Raw genomic sequence first — 25,599 nt, forward strand, 5'->3', positions numbered from 1 at the left:
AGCTAAAAACCCAGAATTGAGCACGAAGAAGAAGGTGCGTACGCATTGATTTTTTGGACAAAAAACTCAAAAAGATATTTTTATTGTATTGTAAGACAGGCTGGCATGCTGTAAGAGGCGATAAAAATCGAGCTTGAGGTCAGGGGGCTTGACAAGTTATAATGGCATTAGCGAAGGAAGTTGGGAATTTCTCAAATTTAGGTCCGAGGGCACTGTTCCTAACTAGTCTCATTTTTATATGTAGAGGCGGGAGTAGAGCAATTTGAAGCGGTTAGTTAACTGTGTTGATGCCCGTGTAGCTCAGTTGGTAGAGCACCTGCTTGGTAAGTAGGAGGTCATCGGTTCAATCCCGATCGCGGGCTTTTACCCTGCGTTGACTCATGGGAAAACCTTACCGAAGGGTGAATTGTTGCCTCACGGATAATCTTACTATGATCGCTTGAGTATTGCATTAAGTTTTTCCTCAAGAGAAGCTTTTAACATAAACGGATTAAGGGTTTTAAAGAGCCGGGTAAGTTCAGCCTTCATAGCTTGAGAGATAGCTTCGCTTTCTAAAATCCGTTGATAAGGAGTCTTGGGTTTATCGTGTTCTTTTTTGATTTTGGCACCGAAACGAGTCTTAGTCATTAACTTTACTGATGGGGAAAAGAAATTCTGCAATAGCCGCCATTCGTTCTTGTAAATATCATTCATCAAGACGACAAATTCTGGCTTATCCAGACGCTGATAACCAAATAAATGCCTAACCTTCGTCCAGTTTTTCTGTTCCACGTGGGCGTTATCTTCTTTCTTATAGGGTCGGGAGCGAGTGAAGACAATTTTGCGCTTTCTGTAATGAGCGACTGTGTCCGCTTCTAAAAATCCCGGCTGGGTTGTATCCCATTTTGCTGTTTCGATGGGGATATGTTGTTTGAGTAATTTTCCCGGCTTGGTTAAGCTTTTCCCCTTAATTTTTACTTTGGCTTTTATCTGTTTCAGATAGCGGTCCATCGTTGATGGCGACATTCCCAGCAGTTTGTCAACATATTCCTGCGCCAAGCCGGAAGTTTGCTGATACCATGGCAGCCATAAAGGCATAGCCGCCTTTAATCTCTTTGAGCAAAGATAGCCGGACTTAACCCATAAATATTTTAAAGTGCCGGTAACGGAATTGTGGGCGTAGATTGGCACCGGACCGGATCGCTTTTTGTTAGCTTTTACCCCTCGCAGCAATAATGCGATGGCATACTTGCGGTGATAACCGCATACTTGACAGAATTCATCCAGAATCGCCCTTTTCTCTTTTCTCGTCGCGATTAAATATCGTGCTCTGATCTTCTTAAGGTACTCCCGCTTGCTGTTTGGACTCATATTGCCTCCTTCTTAGAAATTTTCGGTAAGGTCAATTATGAGTCAACGAATGCTTTTTGGGTAAGATTTAATATGAGGCAATTCATACCCTTGACAAAATCCTTCCCCAGCTGGTATTATTGTCAGTTGTAAGTTGTTTGTTGCCCGCCTGCCGGACGGGCAGGTAAGTTAATTTAAGGAGGAAAATAAAAAATGGCAAGAGAGAAGTTTCAGAGGAACAAGACGCACGTAAACGTCGGGACGATCGGACACGTAGATCACGGAAAGACAACACTAACATCGGCGATCACAAGCGTATTGGCGGCAAAAGGATTGGCAAAAGCAAAGAAATTCGACGAGATCGACGCGGCGCCGGAAGAGAAAGCCCGCGGTATCACAATTGCTATCGCGCACGTTGAATACGAAACAGACAAAAGGCATTATGCCCACATCGACTGCCCCGGACACGCGGACTATGTAAAGAACATGGTCATAGGCGCTGCCCAAATGGACGGCGCAATACTTGTAGTTTCAGCGGCCGACGGACCGATGCCTCAAACTCGTGAACATATCCTATTAGCGCGCCAAGTTAACGTGCCATTCATGGTTGTATTTTTAAATAAATGCGACATGGTTGACGATCCAGAACTTATCGACTTAGTTGAAGTTGAAACCCGTGATCTTCTTAAGAAATACCAATTCCCAGGCGACGACATACCGATAATCAGAGGCTCCGCATTAAAAGCCATGGAAAATCCAACGGACGCGGCAGCCGCCAAACCAATTCTTGATCTTATGAATGCGCTTGATACATATATTCCTGATCCCGTAAGACCGGTAGACAAGCCTTTTCTTATGCCTATCGAAGACATATTTTCGATCACCGGACGCGGAACGGTCGCAACTGGAAGGATCGAACGCGGAAAAGTCAAGGTCAATGAAGAAGTGGAATTAATAGGCCTTGGCGCGCACAAAAAAACAACGGTTACCGGCGTTGAAATGTTCAGGAAATTCTTGGACGAAGGATTAGCCGGAGACAACGTTGGGTTGCTTTTGAGAGGCGTCGAAAAAGAAGAGCTAAAGCGGGGCATGGTGCTTGCAAAAACAGGATCGGTCAAACCCCACAGAAAGTTTGAGGCGCAAGTTTACGTTTTGGCAAAAGAAGAAGGCGGGCGGCATACCCCGTTCTTCCCAGGCTATAAGCCGCAATTCTTTATCAGGACAACCGATGTGACAGGAGAGATCAAGCTTCCTGAAAAAGTTGAAATGGTCATGCCTGGAGATAACACAGTTATGACAGTAGAGCTAATTAACGAAGTTGCTGTTGAAGAAGAAATGCGTTTTGCGATCCGTGAAGGAGGCCATACGGTCGGGGCCGGATCGGTAACAAAGATTATTGAATAACAAAAGTATATTAAGGCTCCTTGTTATATCCGCAATATTATCCCTCCTATTACTAGGGGGGATGATTCTTTTTGACTTCTTTACAACCCAAAATAAATTCAGCCCAAGAACATTAATTGAAAAAGTCGATGTTTCAGGGTTGACCGCCGAAGAAGCCGTGATAAAACTAAACCAAAGCCCGGTTTCAGATTTGCTGCCAGGGACAGTTGCATTCGTAAACTCGGGCGAAAGTTTTTCGTTCTCTCCAAGGGATTTGGGGATATTCGTAAAAGCAACAGAAACCGTATCGCAGGCCTTTTCCCTGTCCCACGGCGGCAATTATCTTAAAACTCTTTCACAAAAGCTTTCGGGAAAATACAGGGTGTATCCAGCAAAATTCTCATTTGTCCCTGAAACTGCGCAAGAGATCATTTTGGAGATAGCCCAGCAACTTGATGCCCCTCCTGTCGATGCAAAAATAACAATAGATGAATCTACCGGGGGATACCATATTTATCCCGAAAAATTTGGCCGCAAACTCCGCATCAGCAACACGCTGGAGAACCTAAAACAAGCCCTGGACTCGGGGAAGCCGATTATAGCCCTTGATATTGAAATTACAACAAAGCCTAAGATCACTGAAACCATGCTCCGGGAACATCCCCCTGTTTTTAGGCTTTCGGCGTTCACAACCTATTATGGCACGCATGATTCGAAAAACAGGATACACAATATCAAGCTTATCGCCTCATGGTTGAATAATACGATCATTCTTCCCGATGAAGTCATGTCCCTTTCAGAAAATATCGGGGACTTTACGGCGGAAAGGGGTTTTAAAGAAGCCTTTGTTATAATGAACGGCGAATTGGTTCCGCAGCTCGGGGGCGGCACCTGCCAGATCGGCACAACGCTTTACAACGCGGTCCAATTGGCTGACCTAGAAATTATTTCTAGAAGGAACCATTCTTTCTATTTTAATATATATCCTCTCGGGCGGGATGCGACGGTATACCCAGGGTCGGCTGATTTTAAATTTAAGAACAACACCGGCCGCCCTGTCCTTATTAAAGCTGTTGCAAATAACAGAAAGCTTTCATTCAGGATATTTGGGACTTCAACCGGGAAAAAAGTTGAGTTTAGCAATCCAAGCATTTATCTTTTAGGCGAAGACGGCTCATTCCACCCGTCAAACCTGCGAAGCGCGATCGCTTCCGACGCGCCGTTTAGGACTGTCGTTGTAAGGACTGTTTATAACGCTTCTGGAGAAGCAATAAAAAAAGAAACCATCCGAAGCTACTATAAGCTCTATGGAGAAAAATCAAATGTTCCAATCAAAAGGCCCGAGCCCCGTTAAAACAATAGCCGATCCCGTTTCGCTGTCAGGGATTGCTCTGCATTCCGGGCAAAGCTCAAAATTGACCTTCTTGCCCGGCAACGAGGTCGGGATCTTTTTTATCTATCGAGGCAAAAAGCTCCCCGCAATAGCTGACTATGTCACCGGGACAAACCGCGGTACGGCGCTTGGAGATATCCAAGTTGTCGAACATGTTCTTTCGGCGGTAAGCGGGCTTGGCATTGGCGCGCTTGATATCGAATTATCGACAAACGAGCCTCCCGCGATGGACGGGAGCGCATATCCTTTCGCCAAAGCGTTAATGTCTGCCGGAATTAGGGAATTTGAAGGGAAAAGGCAAGTTGTAGAAATCGATTCTCCTATTTATCTTAAAGACGGCGGGGCATCAATTGAAGCTTTGCCTTATGATGGATTTGAAATAAAATTTATGGTAGACTTCCCAATAATCGGGTATCAAGAATTCACTTTTTCTTCGAATTATCTCGATGAGATATCGCAAGCAAGGACATTCGGGTACCTTGAAGAACTTGAAAATTTAAAAAAATGCGGCATGGCGTTTGGCGCATCGACTGAAAATGCGCTGGTATTAAGCCGGTCAGGATATGTAAATTCCCCCAGGTTCGAAAACGAACCGGTGCGCCATAAGATACTCGACCTTATCGGCGATCTTGAGCTGGTCGGGTCAGACATAAAAGCAAAAATCAACGCTGTAAAGTCCGGCCACAAATTGAATATCGCTCTTGCAAAAAAAATAAGAGAGATAGGAAAAGGAGCAAAATAATGCAAGACGTAAACGACATCCTAAAGACCCTGCCCCACAGGTATCCTTTCCTTCTTGTAGATAAGATCCTCGATATGGAGGAAGGCAAAAAAATTGTAGCAATAAAAAATGTTACAATAAATGAACCATTTTTCCAGGGGCATTTTCCAGGTCAGCCAGTCATGCCCGGCGTCCTCATCATTGAGTCATTGGCGCAAGTTGGAGCTATTATGGCCCTGCGCGCTCCGTCTTCGCTTGGCAAGATCGTTTTTTTTGCCGGGATAGACAATGTCCGATTTAGAAGGCCTGTTCTTCCCGGGGACCAGATGAAGATAGTGGTTGAAGTGCTTTGGCTCAAGCGCGGGCTTGGGAAAATAAAAGGAACAGCCACGGTTGAAGGCGACATCGCATGTGAAGGCGAATTTACCTTCTCTCTTGTCGACCAGGGAGGGGCAAAAGGAAGTTCTATCCATCCGACCTCGACCGTCCACCCGACGGCAATACTTGGAAATGGCGTGCAGATCGGTCCATACGCGGTAATAGGCCCGGAAGTCGAGATCGGGGATAGAACTATTGTCGGCGCGCACAGCGTCATCAACAGATGGACAAAGATCGGCCAGGATAATAAGATACATCAAAGCGTTTCAATTGGCGCGGCTCCGCAAGACTTCAAATATAAAGGCGAAAAAGGGCAAGTAATAATAGGCAGCAAAAATACAATTAGGGAATTTGTGACCATCCACCTGCCGGCCGGTATTGATGGCGGGAAAACAGTAATTGGCGACGAAAATTTTATCATGATCCATGCGCATGTCCCGCATAATTGTATAATAGGGAACCAGGTCGTAATAGGCGGATATGTCGGCCTCGGCGGGCACACAATAATTGAAGACCAGGTAACTATTGGCGGGATGTCCGCCATTCACCAGTTCGTGCGGGTAGGCAGGCTCTCCATGGTCGGCGCCCTAACAAAAGTTGTGCAGGATATTCCGCCATTCATGCTTGTGGAAGGCAACCCATCCGAAGTCCGCGGAATAAATTCTATCGGCTTGCAAAGGCGCGGGATCTCGTTCGAGGCGCAGTCCGAGATCAAAAAGGCTTTCAAGCTGATATACGAAGCGAAACAATCGACCGACAAAATAATTGAAGCACTTAAAAACAGATTAAGGCCCCTTGATGAAATAAAACATTTAATATCATTCTTATCTGAAGAAAGCAAAAGAGGTATAAGCAAAAAAGTCGCGCTGGAAGAGATCGAAGAAGAATTGCTCCTTCCGGAATTGCCAGAACTTGGGATATGAAGTTTTTCATCTCGGCTTGTGAAACAAGCGGAGACATGCATGCCGCGCATCTTGTAGAAGAAATAAAAAAGATCGCACCGCTATCAACCTTCCTAGGCATTGGCAGCGAGCATATGAGAGCCTCCGGAGTCAATGTCTTGTTCGATATGAGCCCCAGGGGGACTATCGGAATATTAGAAACACTTCCTAATCTTCGTTCAATTTATTCGTTCTTTTCAACAGCAAAAGAATTATTGCTCGCGGAAAGGCCCGACGCATTGATCTTGATCGATTCGCAGGGATTTAATGTACCATTGGCGCAATATGCAAAAAAGATTGGGATCAAAACGATATATTACATCGCGCCGCAGGAATGGCTTTGGGGAAGCGATAAGAATTTATTGAAGATCGCAAAATCATTAGACTTGATAATAGCAATATTTGAAAAAGAATATAAAATATACGACGCGGCAAAAGCGAACGTATTATATTTTGGCCACCCGCTATTGGATATAGTTAAGCCGACCTATTCAAGAGAAGAAGCCCAAAATCTTTTCAATCCCGGTAAAAGTCCGCTAATTTGCCTTTGCCCGGGAAGCCGCGTGCAGGAGATCAAAAATCTTTTCCCGATCCTTATAAAGGCCGCCGAAATAATAAAAGAAAATATTCCGGAAATAAAACTTATAATATTGGTCTCTTCCGGCTGGCTAAAGCCGCAAATAGAAAAAATACTGGCAAAGTATAAAATAAAGGCGGATCTCGTTGAGGGATACAAATACGACGTATTAAATATTTCCGATCTAGCCTTGGCGGCGTCGGGCACAATAAACCTTGAGGCGTCTATACTTGGAACCCAAAATATAATGATATATAAGCTAAATCCCCTGACTTATTGGATCGGAAAGAATATTTTGAAGATAGATAAGAAGATGAAGTATTTCAGCATGCCGAATATTTTATTGGATGAAAAATTTATTGAAGAGTTCGTACAGGACAAAGCGAAACCAGAAGCAATCGCCGCAGCTTCATTAAATATATTAAAAAAAAAATCAAAATTATACAACAATAAGCTGCTGCGGCTGCTTGGCCAAAGGCCTGTCATATCTAAAGCGGCTCAAGCCATACTAAACTTTACGGCTCCCATATAAAATGATATAATTTTACTTCATGGCAGTTCCATTTTTTGATCTTAAAAGACAATTATCATCAATAAGACCCGAGATCGACAAGGCTGTCGCGGAAACACTAGATAGCTGCGCCTTTATTCTGGGCCCAAAAGTAAGCGAGCTTGAATCTTATTCTGCAAAATATTTAAATGCCAAACACGCCATAGGCGTTGCATCCGGGACTGATGCGCTCATGCTTTCCCTAAAAGCCTTGGACCTAAAGCCTCATGATGAAATTATAACTACCCCGTTCACGTTCGTCGCAACTGCAGAAGCCATAAGCTATTGCGGGGCAAAGCCGGTCTTTGTAGATATTGATCCTGGTACATTTAATATCGATCCAAAATTGATCGAGGAAAAATTAACAAATAAAACAAAAGCCATCCTGCCCGTTCACTTATACGGCCAGCCGTCTAACATGCATGAAATATTGAAGATAGCAAAAAAACATAATTTGAAAGTGATCGAAGATTGCGCACAGGCGATCGGGTCAAAATATGAAAATAAATATGTTGGGACAATTGGCAATATTGGATGCTTCTCGTTCTTCCCAACAAAAAATCTAGGCTGCTTTGGCGACGGAGGGCTTGTAACTACAAATTCTGACGAATTGGCGGAAATGATTGGAGTTCTACGCGGACATGGCAGCAAAGTTACATATTATTACGATTACATCGGGTACAATAGCAGACTGGATTCTATTCAAGCCGCAATTTTGCTTATAAGATTCAGATATTTAGATGATTGGATTAATAAAAGAAGAGAAACATCCGAGAAATATAGAAAGCTTCTGTCAAAAGTTACAGCTATCAATCTTCCTGTCGAACAGGCCAATTCCTACCATGCATACAACCAATTTACTATAAGAGCACCAAAAAGAGATGCCTTGATCAGTTTTTTAAGATCAAAGAGCATAGGGGCAATGGTGTACTACCCACTATCTCTTCATTTACAGAAAGCGTTTTCAAATTTAAATTACAATCCGGGAGATCTGCCTGAATCTGAAAAGGCTCAAGACGAAGTATTGTCCCTGCCCATCTTTCCCGAGCTTACTGACGGCGAGATAGAAGAAACAGCAAAGGCCATAGCGGAGTTTTATGGCCAAAGTTAAGGTCGGGGTTATTGGCTGCGGCGCCATGGGTTCCTTTCATGTAAAAACCGCCGGATCTCACCCCGATGCAAAACTGATAGGAGCCTTTGACGCCGACCAAAGCAAGGCTTCGGAAATCGCCGCAAAATATTCCACAACATCCTTTAGTTCGATCGAACAATTATTAGAAAAAGTTGAAGCCATTGTTGTCGCGACCCCAACCTCCACCCACCCAGAAATCGCGTCTATTATTATTTCAAAAAAGAAACACTTATTAGTAGAGAAACCATTAAGCTTGGACAGCACAACATCTGAAACGATCACAAACGAAGCCGAAAGAAATAATTGTATTCTCGCGGTCGGGATGATAGAGCGATTCAATCCGGCATTCACGAAAGCATTTTCGATCGTAAAGAACGAGAAGATCCTCGGCATTGAGATCAAAAGATTCAGCCCCTACCCCGCGAGAATATCAGACGCAAGCGTCGTTTGGGATATGATGATCCACGACATCGACCTGCTATCGACCATGGCCAAGTCGCCGCTCGATTCCATTAAAGCATCGGGCAAAAAAACCAAGTCGGAACTGCTCGATGAAGTCGACTCGACCTTCTATTTCAAGGATGGGCTGATAGCTAGAATTTCGTGTAATAGAGGCATAAATGAAAAGGTTCGCAAGATGGTGATTACAACAGACCATGCCATCTATGATGTTGACCTGCTGGAAAAGAAACTGTACAAAAGGAATTACGGCTCGCTGTCGAATAAGGAAGAAATTGTAACAATTATCGCCGACCAATTGTGGCTCGAACATAAAGACTTCTATTCGGCAATCAGGAAAAATAGACCGCCAAAATGCACGGGAAACCAAGCTATTTATGTCGCAAAATTAGCCGAGGAGGTTGAACAAAAATGCTTATCTCATTGATCTCGTTCATCATAATTTTTACTCTGATCGCATTGGTGCATGAAGGCGGACATTTTCTAATGGCCAAAAAAGCCGGCATGTATATTCCCGAATGCGGCATCGGGTTCGGCCCAAGGATCTTCTCGTTCAAAAAAAGCGAAACAACCTATTCGATAAATCTTATCCCAATACTTGCCTACGTAAGCATTGCCGGAATGGATGAAGCGGGAAAAGACAGCGCGCCGATCCTGGAGAACCAAAAATATTTTTCAAAGCCTCCCCTATCAAGATTATTAATGGCATTGTTTGGGCCAATGATGAACATCTTTCTTTCTGTCGTAATACTTGCTTTTGTCTTTGGAATTTATGGCGTACCAAAAACACTATCAAATGTGATAGATCAAGTCCAGCCAAAATCGGCGGCAGAAAAAGCAGGGCTAAAATCCGGTGACCAGATAATTGTTTTTAACGGGAAAAAAGACATAAAAATGGAAGAAGTGATCGAATCTATACACAAAAGTGATGGCAAGCAGGTCAAATTTACAATTAAACGTGGAAATCATACATTTGGGATCACCGCAACCCCGATATACAACACAAAACTTAAAGTTGACCTTTTAGGCTTCACTCCACTGCCCATATATTCAAAGGTAAACCCGCTTGAGGCCATATTCTTTGGATTCCAACAAACACTATCAATGATCGCCCTAATGTTCATAATTCTGTTCAAATTAGTAACTGGCTCCGTAGCCTTGTCCGATCTTGCGGGACCCGTGGGCATTGCCCAGATCACAGGGAAGTACGCAAGTTCTGGCCTTCTAGCCTTACTTCAATTTACCGCCTTCCTCAACGTAAACATCGGGGTACTAAATCTGCTGCCATTGCCTGCATTAGACGGGGGGCACATTGTATTCGCATTGATCGAAATGGTCACAAGAAAAAGGGTAAGCGAGGATCTTCAAAAAAAGATTCACCAATGGGGCCTAATATTCCTTCTCGCCCTAATGGCGCTAGTTACGCTGAACGATTTTTTAAGGATCTTTCGGCCGAGATAATTGTATTCTTTAAAAGCATTGCAATAGTCATTGGCCCCACCCCTCCAGGGACAGGTGTAATATATGAGGCCTTATCTTTCGCGGAATCAAAATCAACATCCCCAACAAGCTTGCCGCCTTGGCGGTTGATCCCAACGTCAATAACAACTGCGCCATCCTTAATAGAATTGCCCTTTATAAGCTTTGGCCGCCCAACAGCCACAACAACGATATCCCCAGATCGAATAACATTATCTATTGCTTCCGTTTTAGAATGGCATATCGTAACAGTTGCATTTGCCGCCAATAACATTAGCGAAATAGGCTTCCCGACGATATTGCTACGCCCAACCACAACAGCATGCTTGCCGGAGATGCTTATACCCGTAGACATTATCAGCTCCATTATGCCTTGGGGCGTGCATGGCATAAATAATGCCGCTTCTCCCTTTAAAAGCCTCCCCATATTTGAAATATGCAGTCCATCGACATCCTTTTCGGGGGATATCACGTCCAAAATAGCTCTTTCATTCAAGCCTTTGGGGAGCGGCAGTTGAACTAGAAGCCCATGAACAGACATGTCGCTGTTGATGCGATTAATTTCAGCGATAATTTGATCCACAGATGCGGATTCGGGAAGGCAAACAATATTTGATAACATTCCAATGGATTCGCATCCCTTTTCCTTATTCCTTACATAAACCTGTGAAGCCGGATCGCCCCCGACCAATATCACCGAGAGGTTAGGAACGACTCCAGATTCTTTTAGTTGCCTCACCCTACCCCTCAAATCATCCTTAATGCCATCTGCAACACTCTTTCCATCAATAATTCTTACCATAAGTTATACACACCCCTTATCCACAGCTTATTTTTTTTCACGCCTGCCCGCCGAAGTAATTGTTTCACGTGAAACATTCAATAGAAAATTCACTCTCTATTTTCCAACACAGAAATCAACGAATATTCGATCGATCAAGTCATCTCCAAGGCCTGTGCCCAGCATTTCATCCAAGGCCGCCAATGCCTCCTGCATGTCAGCTGAAACCATTTCGAGATCATGATCTATTTTATCCCTACGCACAATTCTTTGCAACGACGATTTTGCCATGCGGAGACAATTGATCTGCCTTTCTGATGTCAAGGCAAAATCTGGCGCATTATTTTTTCCAATGAATCGATCATATATTGCATTTTTTAGCCCTTGAATGCCATAGCCGGTTTTTGCCGACACTTGTAATCCCTTACCATCTAGCAACACGCGAAGATCGCACTTATTGATCACCAATAAGCTATTTTTGCCTTGTATATAGGCCATGATTTCCAAATCCAGGTTGTTTAATTCAGATGATCCATCTAAAACAGCAAGGATAATATCTGAAGATTCGGCAACTCGCCTCGTTTCGCCAATACTTAGCTCCTCTGCCATATTTTCAGCGTCCCTTATTCCAGCAGTATCAATAAAATTAATGATAAGCCCGTTGACATTGACAGCTTCAATAATACTGTCTCTAGTAGTACCGGGAATATCAGTTACAATCGCCCTTTGTGACCCAATCAAGGCATTTAGCAAGCTAGATTTTCCAACATTTGGCTTGCCAAGAATTGCAACCTTAATTCCCGATCTCATAAGGCGCCCGTATTGAGCTGTGGATAACAAGAAATCAATTTTCAGAAGTATCTCCGCGGCTCCTTCAATAAGACCCGCAACCATTGAAACATCATCTGGAAAGTCAATAGCTGCCTGCATATGGGCAATTAGCCCAAGGCACTCCGCCTTAATACCATTGATCTCCAATGACAATGCGCCAAAAAGATGGGATGACGCTATTTTAACCATTTCGGCCGACTGCGCCTCAATTAAGCCCTGGACCGCCTCCGCCTGCACTAGGTCGATCTTGCCATTCATGAATGATCTCTTAGTGAATTCGCCGCCATGCGCCTGCCTAGCGCCCATTTCAAATAATAACGACAGAACATTATTGAGAATGATCGGATTTCCATGGCAGGATATCTCCAGAGAGTCCTCGCCAGTGTAGCTTGTAGGGGATTTGAAGAAAATGACAATAACATCATCGCGAATGCCGTTCAATCGAGCGTGGTAAGCCATATTTGGGGTTATTTTATCTGTCGCGAGCAGTTTTTTAGTGATCTCGTACGACCCTGAACCGCTAACCCTAACGACACCGATTCCGCTATGCCCTATTGGCGTAGCAATTGCAGCAATTATATCATCCAGAAACATTATCGGTATTAGGACAAATTACAAGCCTACGATTTGGGCCCTCTCCCCGACTGACCGTTACAACCTTCTTGTTGTCTTTAAGCGCCATGTGTATGATCCTCCTATCGGCGGCCGACATCGGAGGAAGCACTTTTGCAACACCCGATTCAATAACATCCTTTGCCGCATCTTCTGCGATCCGTCCAATAGCCATCTCTTGCTTATTTCGATATCCCCCAGCATCTACATAAACCCTAACCCTCTCTGAAAAATCTCGCCCAACTATGGATGAAACTATTATTTGTAAAGCTCTTAGCATGGCCCCCTCCTTGCCTATTATCATTCCAAGATCCTCGCCTTTAACCTCAAGCATTATTGCATCATTTGATTCTGATTCAATATCAGCAACCGCCATAAGACCAAGCTTATTAATGATCTCCTGCAAGACCTCCTTGGCGTCTTCAGCCTTCGAAATAACCTGCCTGATCTCCACCTCTGCCTCCTCTCCTCCAAACATGCCCAAAACCCCCGCTTTACCTTCTGAAATTGTAACCACCCGCGCATTCCCCTCTTCCAGCCCCAATATTTTTAAACCATTTGCCGCGGCCTCTTCTATAGATTTCCCCTTAATTCTGATCTTTTTCACAATATGCCCTCCTATAAACTATAAAATTGTTTCACCCTCCTCCGTAATTGTTTCACGTGAAACAATTACTTCGGCGGGCAAGCGCGAAACACAAATCCTATAGATTGCCTTCCTTGTTCAATAAGTATTTGCCTATATACCACTGTTGCGCGATGCTTAGCGAGTTTGAAACGACCCAATAAAGCTGTACGCCGGCAGGGAAACCAACGCTAATAAAGGCGATAAAGAACGGCATAATATAGTTCATTGAAGCCATTTGGGTATTATTGGCGCTACCCGGCATTGTCTTTTGGGCAAAATATGTTGTTAATGCGATCAAAGCAATCATGATATATAAGTGATCGGGTTTAGACAAATTTGACATCCAAAGAAAAGCCGAATTGATCTTTTGATTTGCGATGAGAGCAGTAAATTTAGGATCCTGTAGAGCCATGAAAAATCCTATGAAAAACGGGATCTTAAGCAGCATAGGCAAACACCCGCCGAAAGGATTAACCTTTTCAGATTTATATAGTTCCGACAATTCCTTTTGGAGTTCCTGCGGGTTATCCTTATGTTTTTTTTGAATGGCCTGAAGCTTTGGCTGGATCTTCTGCATGGCGGCCATTTGAACAATAGATGAAAGAGTAAGAGGGTAGAGCGCAATATTTATTATAATAGTAAGAAATATTATAGATAAACCATAATTTCCGGTATAGGTGTAAAAGAAATTTAAGCCTTGTAATATTATATCTACTATCCAGTTCATATTATAGGATCATAGCCTCCTTTAAAAAACTGATTACATCGTAATATTCGCATAAGAGCGTAATATATTCCACGGATTCCGTGTTTATCAATAGATTGCCTGGCATAGTCTGAACAGGTAGGATAGAATCTACAAGCCTTGGGTTTAAATATAGTTATTTTTCTGTATAGATCAATAAATAATATCAACAACCTATTTAACAAGTCTAGCCTTCTTTAAGCATACAGCAAAATCATCAAGCATTTCCCAGTATGTTTGCTTACTGATCCCAGGTCTCGGTATGATGGATGCGTGAAGCCCTGTGGATAACATTGGTTGATAGCTTTTAATAATTTCCTTGATTCGTCGCCTTATCCTATTCCTAACTACCGCATTTCCATGCTTCTTACTGACAATGATCCCGAACCCAAGCTCGTCATCAAAAATATATATAACATCAAAAAACCTGCTTGATACCCTTTTGCCCTTCTTAAGAACGGCCTGGATCTGATCGTTTTTCAAGGATTTCAAACAGCGAGTCTTTTGCGGCCCTTCCTGCGCCTAGCCGCCAACACGGCTTTCCCGCCGCGAGTTGTTTTGCGAACCAAAAAACCATGGGTCCGTTTTCTTCTGATCTTATGTGGTTGATAAGTTTGCTTTGTCATGGAACAATTATACAAATTGCAAACATAGATGTCAACAAATTTTTCTTGATATTAATTTTTTTTGTGATAAAATATTAATACGCTGATATTCACAAAACTCAATGCTAGGTCTGTGGATAAACCTGTGGATATAATGATCTTGTCTGTGGATAACTTGGTAAAAAATGAACGACCTATCAGATATCAACCATATTTGGGCAACATTATTGCCAACAGTAGAGAGAAGCTTAAACAAGCCTATCTACGAAACGTTATTATCATCTACGAAACCAATTGAATTAAAGGACGGCATCCTTGAGGTTGCGGTTCCACATGAAACAATAAAAGAGTGGCTATCAAAACACTGTCTGACGCTTCTTGAAGAAGAAGTATTATCTGTTTCTCCTTATGTGAAAAAGATATTTTTTGTTGTTGGGTCGCAAGACCTGTTCCAAACCCCAAGCCTTGATGAGCCAGGGGTTTCAAATTTCCATGAAAATATTTCAAGAAGCATTCAAGTTGCATATCTCAATCCAAGATACACATTTGATACCTTCGTCGTTGGCAACGGAAATCGCTTTGCCCATGCGGCAGCGCTTGCTGTGTCAGAAGCGCCGGCAACGGCATATAATCCGTTATTTTTATACGGCGGGGTGGGGCTTGGCAAAACACATTTAATGCAAGCTGTGGGTTATATAGTATTGAGAACCAACCCAAAAGCAAAAGTATATTATATAACTTGCGAAATGTTCACAAATGATCTTATTACTTCCATACAAGAAGGAAAAATGCAGGAATTCAGGAATAGGTACAGGAATATAGACCTATTAATGGTTGATGACATCCAGTTCCTGGCGGGGAAAGAAAGGACGCAAGAAGAATTCTTCCATACATTCAACACGCTCCATGAAGCGAACAAACAAATTATTGTAAGCTCCGACCGGCCGCCAAAAGAGATCCCAACACTTGAGGAAAGGCTAAGATCAAGGTTTGAGTGGGGCCTGATCGCCGATATCCAGCCGCCTGATTTTGAAACAAGAATTGCGATCTTAAATAAAAAGGCTGAACTAGTGGACCTTGAAGTGCCAAATGAAGTCGTTCACCTGATAGCATCGCGCGTTGCAAGCAATATCAGAGAACTTGAAGGAGCCCTTATACGAGTTGTAGCCTTTGCGTCGCTGTCCGGGGCTGAAGTTACCGTTCCCTTGGTTGAAAAAGTATTAAAAGATCTTGCGGCCCCGCTAAAAGACAAATCAATGGTATCAATCGACCTTATTAAAAAAGCTACGGCGGAATTTTACAGCGTCAAAATAGACGACATGTCGGCAAAGATCCGTACAAAAGAGATCGCAACGGCCAGGCAGGTTGCAATGTTCATTGCGCGGGAGCTTACGTCAGCATCGCTCCCAAAAATAGGGGAGGAATTCGGGGGGCGCGATCACACAACGGTCCTTCACGCGTTTGAAAAGATCAAGGGCGCGATGAAGACTGATAAAGAAATCATAGAAGCCGTAAAGAACATCCAAACCAATCTAAAAAAATACGCCCCAATTTAAAATGTTTATCCACACAAGGCTGTTAACAAGCCCTTGATAACCTGTTGATTTCTGTTGATAATTTCAAAGTTATACAATGTGGGATTTTAGGTGTTGACAATAAAAGAATAAATTTTACATATCCAATATGCAAAAGATGTCTTTTCCACATATAAACAGCTTCCTATTACTACTAAAATATATTATAATTATATAGTATATACATGTTTCATATAAAAAGGAGAAAATCATGGAATTCATAATAAATAAATCAGAATTAAGTTATGGGGTTTCTCTTGTCGAAAGAGTTGTTGCAACAAGAAGCACTCTCCCGATCATCGGAAATATTCTATTTGAAGTTACAAAAAGCGGATTGAAGCTTTCGGCTAATAATTTGGAAATGGGGATCGAAGTAACGCTTAAAGCAAAAGTCTTAAAAGAGGGCTCTATATTGATACCGGCAAAAACTTTGAGCGGGATAGTATCAAAACTTCCAGATGATGATATTTCATTTAAGTTGAAGGATAAAGGCTTAATAGGCATTAATTATAAGAAATCAAATTTTAATATCCACGGGCTTCCGCCGGATGAATTCCCTCAGCTTCCGAAAGTAAAGGAAACAAAGTCCATAAGCGTTGAGGGAAAAGTATTGATCGATATGATCGGCCAAACCGTATTTTCAGCGTCAACGTCCGAGGATAAGTATGTCTTAAACGGCATACTTATTGAAACCGGCAAAAGCGCGCATGACAGTACGAATTTGAGGATGGTAGCAACAGACGGATACAGGCTGTCCAAGAGCGGGGTTAAAGTAGAAGGCTTGGCTGATATTGTATCCGTAATAGTTCCTTCAAAATCCATGGGCGAGATATTGAGGATATTGTCACAGGACCCGGACGGAACGGCAAAGATAACGATAGGCCCAGACCAAATGTCGTTTAAATATAAAGACACATTTTTGGTTTCAAGGCTCATCCAAGGGCAATTTCCGGATTACAGACAGGTAATACCAAAATCGACCGAGACAAAAATTACAATAGACCTGCAGTCGTTCCTGTCATCGGTTGAAAGAGCGGCAGTAATAGCCTCGCAAAGCGCCAACATCGTAAAGATAGAGGTCAAGGCAGGGCAGCTACATATTATGGCGCAGGCGCCTGACGTTGGAAGCGTTGACGAAGTAATCGAGGTTGAGATAAAAGGCAAGGAAAAAGGGCTGGTCGCGTTCAATGTGAGGCTTTTGGCCGACGCGCTAAAGGTAATGGATACTGATAAAGTGGTTTTAGAGCTTGGCGAAGCATTAAGCCCGGGGCTTATCAGGCCAAAAGATGGGACGGAATTTGTATATATAGTAATGCCGATACGCACGCAAGAGGTTGCGGCTTGACAGAGCTTCTGAAAAATATTCTACAGGGGCATAAAGACCTTCGAGGACTAAACGCGGTACTGCTTTGGGACGATGTCGTCGAATCAAAGATCAAAAAGCATACAAGAGCGCTAAAGCTGAACAGGGGGACGCTTTCTGTAGTGACGGAAAATTCGGTTTGGGCGCAGGAGCTTAATTTTTTCAAAAAAGAGATTATGGATCGGATAAATATCAAAGCGGGATCTAAGGTCGTGCGAAATATCATGTTTAAAGTTGGAGGAATAAAAGAATGATGGCGAAACAAAAAGACACCTCGCAGTATGACGCGTCTAAGATCAAGATATTAGGAGGGATAGAAGCTGTACGCAAAAGGCCTGCCATGTATATCGGCTCGACCGGAAAATCAGGGCTCCATCATTTGATTTATGAAGTCGTCGATAACAGCATTGACGAAGCGCTGGCGGGATATTGCGATACGATCGGAGTTACAATCCATAAGGACAACAGCGTGACAGTTGAAGACAACGGGCGCGGCATACCGATAGATATGCACAAAGAAGCAAAAAAACCCGCGGCAGAGGTCGTATTGACGACCCTTCATGCCGGAGGAAAATTCGGCGGCGGCGGATACAAGGTATCTGGCGGCCTGCATGGCGTCGGCGTATCTGTTGTAAATGCGCTTTCCGAATGGATGGAAGTTGAGATCAAGCGCGATTCGCAGATCTACAGGCAAAGGTTTGAAAGAGGGGATGCCGAAAAACATAAAATAGAAAAATATAAGGGCGATGAAACCGGGACAGTTGTGACCTTTTTGGCGGATCCAAAAATATTTTCTGAATTGGTTTACGATTACGACACCGTAAAACACAGATTGCAGGAATTGGCCTTTTTAAACAAAGGGCTAAAGATCGGATTGATAGATGAGCGCGAAAAAGAAAAAGTCGCGGAAACTTTTGAATTCGAAGGCGGGGTCATTGAGTTTATAGAGCATTTAAACAAAGGAAAAGAGGCCCTTTATCGGCCGGCCGCCGGGTTTTCGGCCGAAAAAGAAAATGTATTCGTAGAGGTCGGCCTCCAGCACTGCAAAGATTATTACGACGAAAACCTCTATTCTTATGTCAATTGCATAAGGACAAAAGAGGGCGGGACACATGTTGTCGGCTTCAAATCCGCGCTCACAAGGGTCGTCAATACCTTCGGGCATAAGAATGGGTTATTAAAAGAGGCCGAAACCGTCCAAGGCGAAGATATCAGGGAAGGGTTGACGGTCGTCATCAATACGCGCGTTCCTGATCCGCAATTTGAAGGCCAGACAAAAACAAAATTGGGGAACGGCGAAGTCAAGGGGATAGTCGATTCGATAGTTGTCGACGGGCTATCAACATACTTGGATAAAAATCCGGCCGCGGCGAGGGCCATGATCGAAAAATCAATCCTCGCATTCAGGGTAAGGATGGCCGCAAGGAAGGCGCAGGAGCTCGAACGAAAAAAATCGGCGCTCGACACCGCCATGCTTCCCGGAAAACTTGCCGATTGTTCCGAATCGAACGCGGCAAAATGCGAATTGTTCATCGTGGAAGGCGACAGTGCCGGGGGATGTTTTTCTTCTGAAACAAAAGTTGCGTTGACAGATGGAAGCAGTGTTTCTTTTATTGATCTTGTTAAAGAGTACGAAAAAGGGAAACAAAATTATTGTTATACGATAAAAGACGATGGAAATATTGGGATTGAAAGAATTTTAAATCCGAGAATAACAAAGAAGAATGCGGAAGTTATCAAGGTGATACTTGATAATAATGAAGAGATTGTTTGTACCCCGGACCATAAATTTATGTTGAGAGATTTTACTTATGTTGAAGCAAAAAACCTAGCTCCGGATATGAGCCTAATGCCGCTTTATATAAAAAATTCAAAGAAAGAGGGCAGGATAACAATTGAAGGATATGAAATGGCATTAAATCCGAAGACGCATAAATGGATTTTTACCCATTTGTTGTCAGATAGATATAATCTTGACAATGCGGCTTATTCAATTGATACAGGCTTAGACCATAGCCTGCATTTCTTCAAACAAGTATTGGAAAAGCGCGGAGAAGCATTTTATTATGATTGGGACAGAAGCGCCCTAAAACCAAAAAACACAAACCTCTTAAGTTTTCAAAAATTAAAAAACAGATTTTTTGCCGGAGACGAAAACATGTTATTGGAAGCAGCACAAAATTATAACCATAAAATAAAAAGAATAGAGCGCTTGAAAGAAAAAGTCGATGTATATGACATTGAAGTCCCGTGCACCCACAATTTTGCATTGTCGGCTGGAATTTTTGTCCACAATAGCGCAAAACAAGGCCGCAACAGGAAATTCCAGGCGATTCTCCCTTTAAAAGGAAAAATTCTGAACGTTGAAAAAGCCAGACTTGATAAAATTTTAGCCAACAACGAAATAAGGACGATGATAACGGCTATAGGCCCTGGAGTTGTGACGGGGCTTAAGGCTTCCGGGAACGGTGACGAAGAAAAAGAAACAGACCGTTCCATTGAGGCTCTCTTGAAGGAATTGCGTTACCATAAAATAATACTCATGACCGACGCGGACGTCGACGGAAGCCATATCCGCACACTTCTTTTGACCTTCTATTACAGGTACGCAAGAGAAATTGTCGAGAACGGAAATATTTTTATCGCACAGCCGCCGCTTTATTTGGTCAGAAAAGGAAAGAACGAAAAGTATTGCTACTCTGACGCCGAAATGTCCAAGATCGTGAAAGAAATGGGGAGCGACGGCGTCGTTATCCAGAGATATAAAGGTTTAGGAGAAATGAATCCGGAACAGCTTTGGGAAACAACATTAAATCCTGATACACGCACTTTGCTTCAAGTAACCCTTGAGGACGCCGAGGTTGCCGATGAAATATTCACGGTCCTTATGGGGTCGGAGGTCGAACCGCGCAGGGCATTTATCGAAAAACACGCGAAAGATGTAAAGAGGTTGGACGTATAACATGGTAAAAAAGAAAAAATACGAAGAAGTTGCCCCATCAAATAATTTATTTGCAAAGATAATACCAACAACGATAGAAGCCGAAATGAAAGGCTCCTATATAGATTACGCGATGAGCGTTATCGTCGGCCGCGCTCTCCCGGACGTAAGGGACGGCTTAAAGCCCGTCCACCGCAGGGTGCTGTACGCGATGGACGAGATCGGCGTCCAGCCAAATAAGCCGTATAAAAAATCGGCGAGGATCGTCGGTGAAGTTTTGGGAAAATACCATCCCCACGGCGACGTCGCGGTCTATGACACAATGGTCAGGATGGCCCAGGATTTTTCTCTTAGATATTTGCTTGTCGACGGACAAGGAAACTTTGGGTCTGTTGACGGCGACTCTCCTGCGGCCATGCGATATACCGAAGTCCGCCTCGCGTCAATTGCGACGGAGCTTTTGTCCGACCTTGAAAAAGAAACAGTGGATTTTGGCCCGAACTTTGACGAATCCTTAAAAGAGCCGCTGGTCCTTCCGTCGAAATTCCCGAATCTTTTGGTCAACGGGTCGTCTGGCATAGCGGTCGGTATGGCGACAAATATCCCTCCGCATAATTTATCGGAGGTTGTTGACGGGGTCGTACATGTCATAGATGAGCCGGATACCGACAACGAACATATAATGCAGCATATTAAAGGCCCTGACTTCCCGACAGGCGGGCTCATTTGCGGGAAACAAGGGATCAAAGATGGATATCAAACAGGCCGCGGATTAATAACTGTTCGCGCGCGCACAACAACCGAAGATGTCCGCGGGGACAAAGAAGCCATAATCGTTACAGAGCTTCCGTATCAAGTGAACAAAGCCGAGCTTATCGAGCACATTGCGGACCTTGTAAAAGACAAAAAAATGGTCGGCATTTCAGACTTGAGGGACGAATCCGACAGGGACGGGATGCGCATTTATATCGAATTAAAACGAGGCGTAAGCCCCGAGGTTGTTTTAAACCAATTATATAAGCACACGAATATGTCGACGACATTCGGCGTGAACATGGTTGCCCTTGTTAATGGCCAGCCGAAACTTTTGCAAATAAAAGATTTTATCGATGAATATATCAAACATCGCGAAAATGTAGTTGTCCGCCGGACAAAATTCGACCTAAAAAAAGCCGAGGATCAAGCCCATATATTGGAAGGCTTAGTCATCGCGCTGAATAATATCGATGCTGTGATCAAGCTTATAAGAAAAAGCGAGAACGTCGACGAGGCTCGCACCGAGCTCATGAAAAAGTTCGACCTATCACAGATCCAGTCGCAGGCGATCCTCGACATGCGCCTGCAAAAACTGACCCAGCTTGAAGTGGAAAAGATCGAAGAAGAATTGAAGGGGCTAAAAAAATTGATAGCGGAATTAAAACGGATACTGGCTGACAGGAAAGAAATATTAAAGATCATCAAAAAAGAGCTTTTGGAAATAAAAGAAAAATACGGCGACAAGAGGCGGACATCGATTGTCGCTGCGGCGGAAGAGATAAATATCGAAGAATTGATCCCGGAAATGGAAGTAGCCGTATTCATAACTAGGGACGGCTATGTCAAACGCTTGCCGGTAAGCGCTTTCCGGGCGCAGCTCCGCGGCGGGCGCGGCATAACCGGAATGGCGACCCGCGAAGAAGACCAGATCGATAAGCTATTTGTAGCCTCAACCCATAGCTATCTTTTATTTTTTACAAATAAAGGGAAAGTGTACAAGGTCAAAGTTTTTGAATTGCCCGAGGCGAGCAGGGCAGGCAAGGGGCAGAGCATTGCGAATTTCCTTCAAGTAGGCGAGGGCGAAAAAGTAACCGCCGCAGTCAAAGTGGATTCTTTCGACAAGAAAGGCTTCTTAATGATGGCAACTACGGGCGGCATAGTCAAAAAAGTGCCGGTCGAGGATTTTGCAAATATCAGAAGGAGCGGAATAATCGGCATCAAGCTCAAAGGCGACGATGAACTTGATTGGGTATCGGAAACCGATGGAAAGCAGGAAGTCCTTCTTGGAACGGCAAACGGCCTTATGATCCGCTTCAATGAAAAAAATGTCCGCCCGATGGGAAGGTCGGCATCCGGCGTCCGCGGATTAAGGCTTTCCAAAGGCGACGTAATTGTTTCAATGGATATCGTAACAGAAAAGGGAGACCTTCTTGCAATTTCGCGCGGAGGGTTCGGCAAGAAGATGAAGATCGACGAGTTCGGCGTCCAAAACCGCGGAGGCAAAGGGCATATCGCGATCAAATTGAGGGACAAGGACAAAGTCGCCGCCATGAAGATAATTGAAAAAAATGACGAGCTCCTTTTTGTGACGGCCCAAGGGACGATGAGCAGGCAGTCGGCTTCGGGGATTTCAATGCAGGGCAGGTACGCGAAGGGAGTGCGCATCCAGAGGCTCGACGACGGCGATAATATTGTTGATTTGCAAAGGGTATTGACAAAAGAACAAGAAGAAGCGGTCGTAGAAGCCGCGGCTTCCGAAGAAAAGAAGAAATAATATAGCAGGCATCGGGCTTATTGTTTGCGTAGTTGCGGGAATCTGTCCAAGTCCGCTTTCGAGTAAAGCTCCGTCACACAAATAAGCCTGTACCCTGAAAGTTCCGGATAATATTGCGCGAGATCGAGGCCTATTTTTTCGTTGGTTTTGACCGCAAATTCCTTAAAAGACTTTCCTGAAAAAGAAGATCCGCATTTATTTTTTAAATAGTTGCTTTTTTGCAGGCAAATTTCGGCTATCGCCTTCAACCCTTTCTTTCCAAGCAGCGATAAATATATACATGCGGACAGCGCGCAGAGGGCTTCATTGCTGCAAATATTTGAAGTCGCCCTCTCGCGGCGTATATGTTGTTCTCTTGCTTGGAGAGTTAATACAAAGCATTGTTTTCCATTCTTATCGACCGTTCGGCTGACCAGCCTTCCCGGGACTTGCCTTAAATATTTTTCTTTTGCGGCAAAAATGCCGAGAAGGGGCCCTCCGAAATTTTGCGGGATGCCAAGCGATTGCCCTTCGGCGACAACGACATCGGTCCCGTATTCGGATGGAGGCGCAAGCAATCCGAGAGATATTGGATCGACGCTTGCAATAAATAATGCTCCTGCATCATGTATTTTTTGGGCGAGACCGCCTACTTCTTCGATACAGCCAAAAAAATTCGGCTGCTGAATGATGAGGCATGCGGATTTTTCCGTTAGCTGGAAGCTGTTTGCCGTAAGCCCGGACTTTTGGTCATATGGTATTTCTCTGACAATCAGATCGGCGCCATTTGCATAAGTTTTCAAAACTTGTCTATACATCGGATTCACTGTTTGTGATACGACAATTTCTTTCCTGCCTGTTGCGCGGCATGCAAGGAAGGCGGCTTCCGCCATAGCGGTCGCGCCATCATACATAGATGCATTTGCAGCATCCATGCCCGTTAACGCGCACACCAAACTTTGATATTCATAAATTGTTTGGAGCGTGCCTTGGCTTGCTTCGGGCTGGTATGGAGTGTAAGCCGTGTAAAATTCTCCCCGGCTGATTAGCTGTTTTAATGCCGACGGGATAAAATGATCGTATATCCCGCCGCCAAGAAAATCTTTGGAAATATTGTTCTTTTCGCTTAGAGTTCTTAATTCGGCAAGAAGCTCGATCTGTGAAAGTCCGATCATTTATTTCGATTCTTTTAGAAAGGCCTCGTACGCGTCAGACGATAAAAGGGAGCCTTTCTCGGACGGATTTGATAATTCGATCGTTATGATCCATCCTTTTCCATAAGGATCTTCATTTATTGATTGGGGAGAGGATGAAAGGCCGTCATTTAATTCGATGACCTTGCCCGAAAGCGGGGAGTAGAGGGTTGAGACCGTCTTTACCGATTCGACCACGCCAAATTCTTTCATTTGAGATAATTCCGCGCCGATCTTAGGCATTTCAACATATACAATATCGCCGAGGGCGTCTTGGGCGTGGTCTGATATCCCGATCACCACTTTGTTCCCGTCGATTTTTGCCCATTCATGTTCTTTAGAATACAATCTATCGTTTGGATTTTCCATACAAATTCCTTTCTATGAGGCTTTTTCGTCAGAATATTCTATACCATTTTGCGCGCGTTTACAACTGCGGGATAAAGCTTGTCCCTGATCTTGGCTGAAACATTTAATCCCTGTCTTGAAAAATCGGGGGCAATAAGCGCCAGCGCGATCGGTATTTTAAGCGTCGGCGAAAACGTTCCCGACGTCACAACCCCTATCTTTTTTTCATCTGCAAAAACCTCGGTTCCTTGCCTTGGTATCGCTTTGTCCGAAAATTTTAGGCCGACGAGCTTTTGTCCGACGCCCGCCTCTTTTTGCTTTTCAAGCGCGGTCCTCCCGATAAAATCATGGTCGAATTTTACAGCCCAAGGATAGCCAACTTCTAAAATTGAAGTATTGTCGTCATATTCATGCCCGTAAAGCGGAAGCCCTGCCTCAAGGCGCAGAGTGTCTCTCGCACCAAGGCCGCAAGGCGGAATGCCGAGCCCCAAAAGGGTTTCGAAGACATTGGGAAGCGCGTCGGAATCGATGAAAAATTCAAATCCGTCTTCACCGGTGTATCCTGTATGCGAATAAAACAGGTCGCCCCATGTTGAGCAATGATTTCTTGGGGGCATTACAGGAACTCCAAGGATGTCTTTTGTTTTTGGCCCTTGGACCGACAATATCCCAATATCTGTCCTGTTTGTGATCGTTAAATTTTCAAAATCCTTTGAATAGCGCGTGAACCATTCAAGGACTTTTTCTGTATTAGACGCGTTTACAACCAATCTATATCTATCTTCTAATCGGAAAACGAATATGTCGTCAACTGTCCCGCCATGCTCGTTGCAAACAACCGAGTATTGCCCTTCGTTTATTGCCAACAACGAAGCGTTATTGGTAGCTATCCTCAATATAAAATCTAATGCTTCATTGTTCGGATTTCGGATTTCGGATTTCGAATTTATGTCTATAATGCCCATGTGGGAAACATCGAACATCCCGCAAGAATTTCTGACCGAAAGGTGTTCTTGAATTATTCCAGGCGGATACGAAACAGGCATTTCCCATCCCGCAAATGGGACGATCTTTGCCCCTAGTTTAATATGTTCATTGTATAATGGCGTTTTTTTTAGCGCGCTCAC

Annotated in this window: 24 protein-coding genes and 1 tRNA gene; 14 read left to right on the forward strand and 11 right to left on the reverse strand. The window is 43.8% G+C overall.

Features of this window, described 5'->3' with window-relative positions:
• Positions 1-289 precede the first annotated feature (289 nt).
• A tRNA-Thr gene (locus HZC34_06635) sits at positions 290-362 on the forward strand.
• Positions 363-429: 67 nt separating this feature from the next.
• Here the strand turns inward: HZC34_06635 and HZC34_06640 are convergent.
• Positions 430-1,350, reverse strand: a complete 921-nt coding sequence (locus HZC34_06640) for an integrase (protein ID MBI5701494.1) — start codon at positions 1,348-1,350, stop codon at positions 430-432.
• Between the two features lie 192 nt (positions 1,351-1,542).
• On the opposite strand from HZC34_06640, the gene tuf reads away from it, so the two are divergent.
• The 8 genes from tuf to rseP all read left to right on the forward strand — a co-directional run bounded on the left by tuf (position 1,543) and on the right by rseP (position 10,324).
• Positions 1,543-2,733, forward strand: a complete 1,191-nt coding sequence (tuf, locus tag HZC34_06645) for an elongation factor Tu (GenBank protein ID MBI5701495.1) — start codon at positions 1,543-1,545, stop codon at positions 2,731-2,733.
• 61 nt (positions 2,734-2,794) lie between these two features.
• The gene (locus tag HZC34_06650; GenBank protein MBI5701496.1) at positions 2,795-4,066 is read left to right on the forward strand and encodes a VanW family protein; all 1,272 of its coding nucleotides are present in this window, start codon (positions 2,795-2,797) and stop codon (positions 4,064-4,066) included.
• Complete coding sequence (lpxC, locus tag HZC34_06655; GenBank protein ID MBI5701497.1) at positions 4,035-4,847, forward strand: UDP-3-O-[3-hydroxymyristoyl] N-acetylglucosamine deacetylase; 813 nt, start codon at positions 4,035-4,037, stop codon at positions 4,845-4,847. The genes HZC34_06650 and lpxC overlap by 32 nt, the downstream gene beginning before the upstream one ends.
• Positions 4,847-6,127 carry an acyl-ACP--UDP-N-acetylglucosamine O-acyltransferase gene (lpxA, locus tag HZC34_06660; protein MBI5701498.1) on the forward strand — a complete coding sequence of 427 codons (1,281 nt, stop codon included), beginning with the start codon at positions 4,847-4,849 and terminating at the stop codon, positions 6,125-6,127. Before lpxC ends, lpxA begins: the two co-directional genes overlap by 1 nt.
• A complete protein-coding gene (gene lpxB, locus HZC34_06665) occupies positions 6,124-7,254 on the forward strand; it encodes a lipid-A-disaccharide synthase (GenBank protein ID MBI5701499.1) in 1,131 nt (376 codons plus the stop codon). The genes lpxA and lpxB overlap by 4 nt, the downstream gene beginning before the upstream one ends.
• A 19-nt stretch (positions 7,255-7,273) precedes the next feature.
• On the forward strand, positions 7,274-8,383 hold the full coding sequence (locus tag HZC34_06670) for a DegT/DnrJ/EryC1/StrS family aminotransferase (GenBank protein MBI5701500.1): 1,110 nt from the start codon (positions 7,274-7,276) through the stop codon (positions 8,381-8,383).
• Positions 8,370-9,290, forward strand: a complete 921-nt coding sequence (locus HZC34_06675) for a Gfo/Idh/MocA family oxidoreductase (GenBank protein MBI5701501.1) — start codon at positions 8,370-8,372, stop codon at positions 9,288-9,290. Before HZC34_06670 ends, HZC34_06675 begins: the two co-directional genes overlap by 14 nt.
• On the forward strand, positions 9,275-10,324 hold the full coding sequence (gene rseP / locus HZC34_06680; GenBank protein ID MBI5701502.1) for an RIP metalloprotease RseP: 1,050 nt from the start codon (positions 9,275-9,277) through the stop codon (positions 10,322-10,324). Before HZC34_06675 ends, rseP begins: the two co-directional genes overlap by 16 nt.
• Here the strand turns inward: rseP and folD are convergent.
• The 7 genes from folD to rpmH form a co-directional block, all read right to left on the reverse strand.
• Entirely contained in the window at positions 10,284-11,144 is an 861-nt protein-coding gene (gene folD, locus HZC34_06685; GenBank protein ID MBI5701503.1) for a bifunctional methylenetetrahydrofolate dehydrogenase/methenyltetrahydrofolate cyclohydrolase FolD, read from the reverse strand. The genes rseP and folD overlap by 41 nt on opposite strands.
• A 96-nt stretch (positions 11,145-11,240) precedes the next feature.
• Complete coding sequence (gene mnmE, locus HZC34_06690) at positions 11,241-12,548, reverse strand: tRNA uridine-5-carboxymethylaminomethyl(34) synthesis GTPase MnmE (GenBank protein MBI5701504.1); 1,308 nt, start codon at positions 12,546-12,548, stop codon at positions 11,241-11,243.
• Entirely contained in the window at positions 12,535-13,173 is a 639-nt protein-coding gene (locus tag HZC34_06695; protein ID MBI5701505.1) for a KH domain-containing protein, read from the reverse strand. Before HZC34_06695 ends, mnmE begins: the two co-directional genes overlap by 14 nt.
• 97 nt (positions 13,174-13,270) lie before the next feature.
• Positions 13,271-13,921, reverse strand: coding sequence for a membrane protein insertase YidC (locus HZC34_06700; GenBank protein ID MBI5701506.1), 651 nt, complete (start codon positions 13,919-13,921; stop codon positions 13,271-13,273).
• Positions 13,918-14,124, reverse strand: coding sequence for a membrane protein insertion efficiency factor YidD (yidD, locus tag HZC34_06705; protein ID MBI5701507.1), 207 nt, complete (start codon positions 14,122-14,124; stop codon positions 13,918-13,920). Before yidD ends, HZC34_06700 begins: the two co-directional genes overlap by 4 nt.
• Positions 14,114-14,431 carry a ribonuclease P protein component gene (gene rnpA / locus HZC34_06710; protein ID MBI5701508.1) on the reverse strand — a complete coding sequence of 106 codons (318 nt, stop codon included), beginning with the start codon at positions 14,429-14,431 and terminating at the stop codon, positions 14,114-14,116. Before rnpA ends, yidD begins: the two co-directional genes overlap by 11 nt.
• Positions 14,428-14,565, reverse strand: a complete 138-nt coding sequence (gene rpmH, locus HZC34_06715; GenBank protein ID MBI5701509.1) for a 50S ribosomal protein L34 — start codon at positions 14,563-14,565, stop codon at positions 14,428-14,430. The genes rnpA and rpmH overlap by 4 nt, the downstream gene beginning before the upstream one ends.
• A gap of 164 nt (positions 14,566-14,729) precedes the next feature.
• Between rpmH and dnaA the strand changes: the two genes are divergently transcribed.
• The 5 genes from dnaA to gyrA all read left to right on the forward strand — a co-directional run bounded on the left by dnaA (position 14,730) and on the right by gyrA (position 22,952).
• Complete coding sequence (dnaA, locus tag HZC34_06720) at positions 14,730-16,100, forward strand: chromosomal replication initiator protein DnaA (GenBank protein ID MBI5701510.1); 1,371 nt, start codon at positions 14,730-14,732, stop codon at positions 16,098-16,100.
• Between the two features lie 229 nt (positions 16,101-16,329).
• Positions 16,330-17,463, forward strand: a complete 1,134-nt coding sequence (dnaN, locus tag HZC34_06725; protein MBI5701511.1) for a DNA polymerase III subunit beta — start codon at positions 16,330-16,332, stop codon at positions 17,461-17,463.
• A complete protein-coding gene (locus HZC34_06730) occupies positions 17,460-17,735 on the forward strand; it encodes a DUF721 domain-containing protein (GenBank protein ID MBI5701512.1) in 276 nt (91 codons plus the stop codon). The genes dnaN and HZC34_06730 overlap by 4 nt, the downstream gene beginning before the upstream one ends.
• Entirely contained in the window at positions 17,735-20,443 is a 2,709-nt protein-coding gene (gene gyrB, locus HZC34_06735) for a DNA topoisomerase (ATP-hydrolyzing) subunit B (GenBank protein MBI5701513.1), read from the forward strand. The genes HZC34_06730 and gyrB overlap by 1 nt, the downstream gene beginning before the upstream one ends.
• 1 nt (position 20,444) lies before the next feature.
• On the forward strand, positions 20,445-22,952 hold the full coding sequence (gene gyrA / locus HZC34_06740) for a DNA gyrase subunit A (GenBank protein MBI5701514.1): 2,508 nt from the start codon (positions 20,445-20,447) through the stop codon (positions 22,950-22,952).
• Between the two features lie 17 nt (positions 22,953-22,969).
• Here the strand turns inward: gyrA and gcvPA are convergent, their stop codons facing one another.
• The 3 genes from gcvPA to gcvT are packed head-to-tail and all read right to left on the reverse strand — an operon-like array spanning position 22,970 to position 25,599.
• Positions 22,970-24,106, reverse strand: a complete 1,137-nt coding sequence (gene gcvPA, locus HZC34_06745) for an aminomethyl-transferring glycine dehydrogenase subunit GcvPA (GenBank protein ID MBI5701515.1) — start codon at positions 24,104-24,106, stop codon at positions 22,970-22,972.
• Positions 24,107-24,493: a glycine cleavage system protein GcvH gene (gene gcvH / locus HZC34_06750; GenBank protein ID MBI5701516.1), complete on the reverse strand. Its 387-nt coding sequence runs from the start codon at positions 24,491-24,493 to the stop codon at positions 24,107-24,109.
• 38 nt (positions 24,494-24,531) lie between these two features.
• The gene (gene gcvT, locus HZC34_06755; protein ID MBI5701517.1) at positions 24,532-25,599 is read right to left on the reverse strand and encodes a glycine cleavage system aminomethyltransferase GcvT; all 1,068 of its coding nucleotides are present in this window, start codon (positions 25,597-25,599) and stop codon (positions 24,532-24,534) included.

It is taken from the genome of Candidatus Saganbacteria bacterium (assembly GCA_016223245.1).
Lineage (GTDB): Bacteria > Margulisbacteria > WOR-1 > XYC2-FULL-46-14 > XYC2-FULL-37-10 > JACRPL01.

Bases quoted from the DNA above. Each gene is read 5' to 3' on its own strand.
- gyrB (MBI5701513.1), top strand. From the start codon at position 17,735: ATGGCGAAACAAAAAGACACCTCGCAGTATGACGCGTCTAAGATCAAG.
- rseP (MBI5701502.1), top strand. From the start codon at position 9,275: ATGCTTATCTCATTGATCTCGTTCATCATAATTTTTACTCTGATCGCA.
- gyrA (MBI5701514.1), top strand. From the start codon at position 20,445: ATGGTAAAAAAGAAAAAATACGAAGAAGTTGCCCCATCAAATAATTTA.
- mnmE (MBI5701504.1), bottom strand. From the start codon at position 12,548: ATGTTTCTGGATGATATAATTGCTGCAATTGCTACGCCAATAGGGCAT.
- dnaA (MBI5701510.1), top strand. From the start codon at position 14,730: ATGAACGACCTATCAGATATCAACCATATTTGGGCAACATTATTGCCA.
- rpmH (MBI5701509.1), bottom strand. From the start codon at position 14,565: ATGACAAAGCAAACTTATCAACCACATAAGATCAGAAGAAAACGGACC.
- HZC34_06675 (MBI5701501.1), top strand. From the start codon at position 8,370: ATGGCCAAAGTTAAGGTCGGGGTTATTGGCTGCGGCGCCATGGGTTCC.
- HZC34_06640 (MBI5701494.1), bottom strand. From the start codon at position 1,350: ATGAGTCCAAACAGCAAGCGGGAGTACCTTAAGAAGATCAGAGCACGA.
- tuf (MBI5701495.1), top strand. From the start codon at position 1,543: ATGGCAAGAGAGAAGTTTCAGAGGAACAAGACGCACGTAAACGTCGGG.
- lpxA (MBI5701498.1), top strand. From the start codon at position 4,847: ATGCAAGACGTAAACGACATCCTAAAGACCCTGCCCCACAGGTATCCT.
- gcvH (MBI5701516.1), bottom strand. From the start codon at position 24,493: ATGGAAAATCCAAACGATAGATTGTATTCTAAAGAACATGAATGGGCA.
- HZC34_06700 (MBI5701506.1), bottom strand. From the start codon at position 13,921: ATGAACTGGATAGTAGATATAATATTACAAGGCTTAAATTTCTTTTAC.
- lpxB (MBI5701499.1), top strand. From the start codon at position 6,124: ATGAAGTTTTTCATCTCGGCTTGTGAAACAAGCGGAGACATGCATGCC.
- folD (MBI5701503.1), bottom strand. From the start codon at position 11,144: ATGGTAAGAATTATTGATGGAAAGAGTGTTGCAGATGGCATTAAGGAT.
- HZC34_06650 (MBI5701496.1), top strand. From the start codon at position 2,795: ATGATTCTTTTTGACTTCTTTACAACCCAAAATAAATTCAGCCCAAGA.
- gcvPA (MBI5701515.1), bottom strand. From the start codon at position 24,106: ATGATCGGACTTTCACAGATCGAGCTTCTTGCCGAATTAAGAACTCTA.
- lpxC (MBI5701497.1), top strand. From the start codon at position 4,035: ATGTTCCAATCAAAAGGCCCGAGCCCCGTTAAAACAATAGCCGATCCC.
- dnaN (MBI5701511.1), top strand. From the start codon at position 16,330: ATGGAATTCATAATAAATAAATCAGAATTAAGTTATGGGGTTTCTCTT.
- HZC34_06670 (MBI5701500.1), top strand. From the start codon at position 7,274: ATGGCAGTTCCATTTTTTGATCTTAAAAGACAATTATCATCAATAAGA.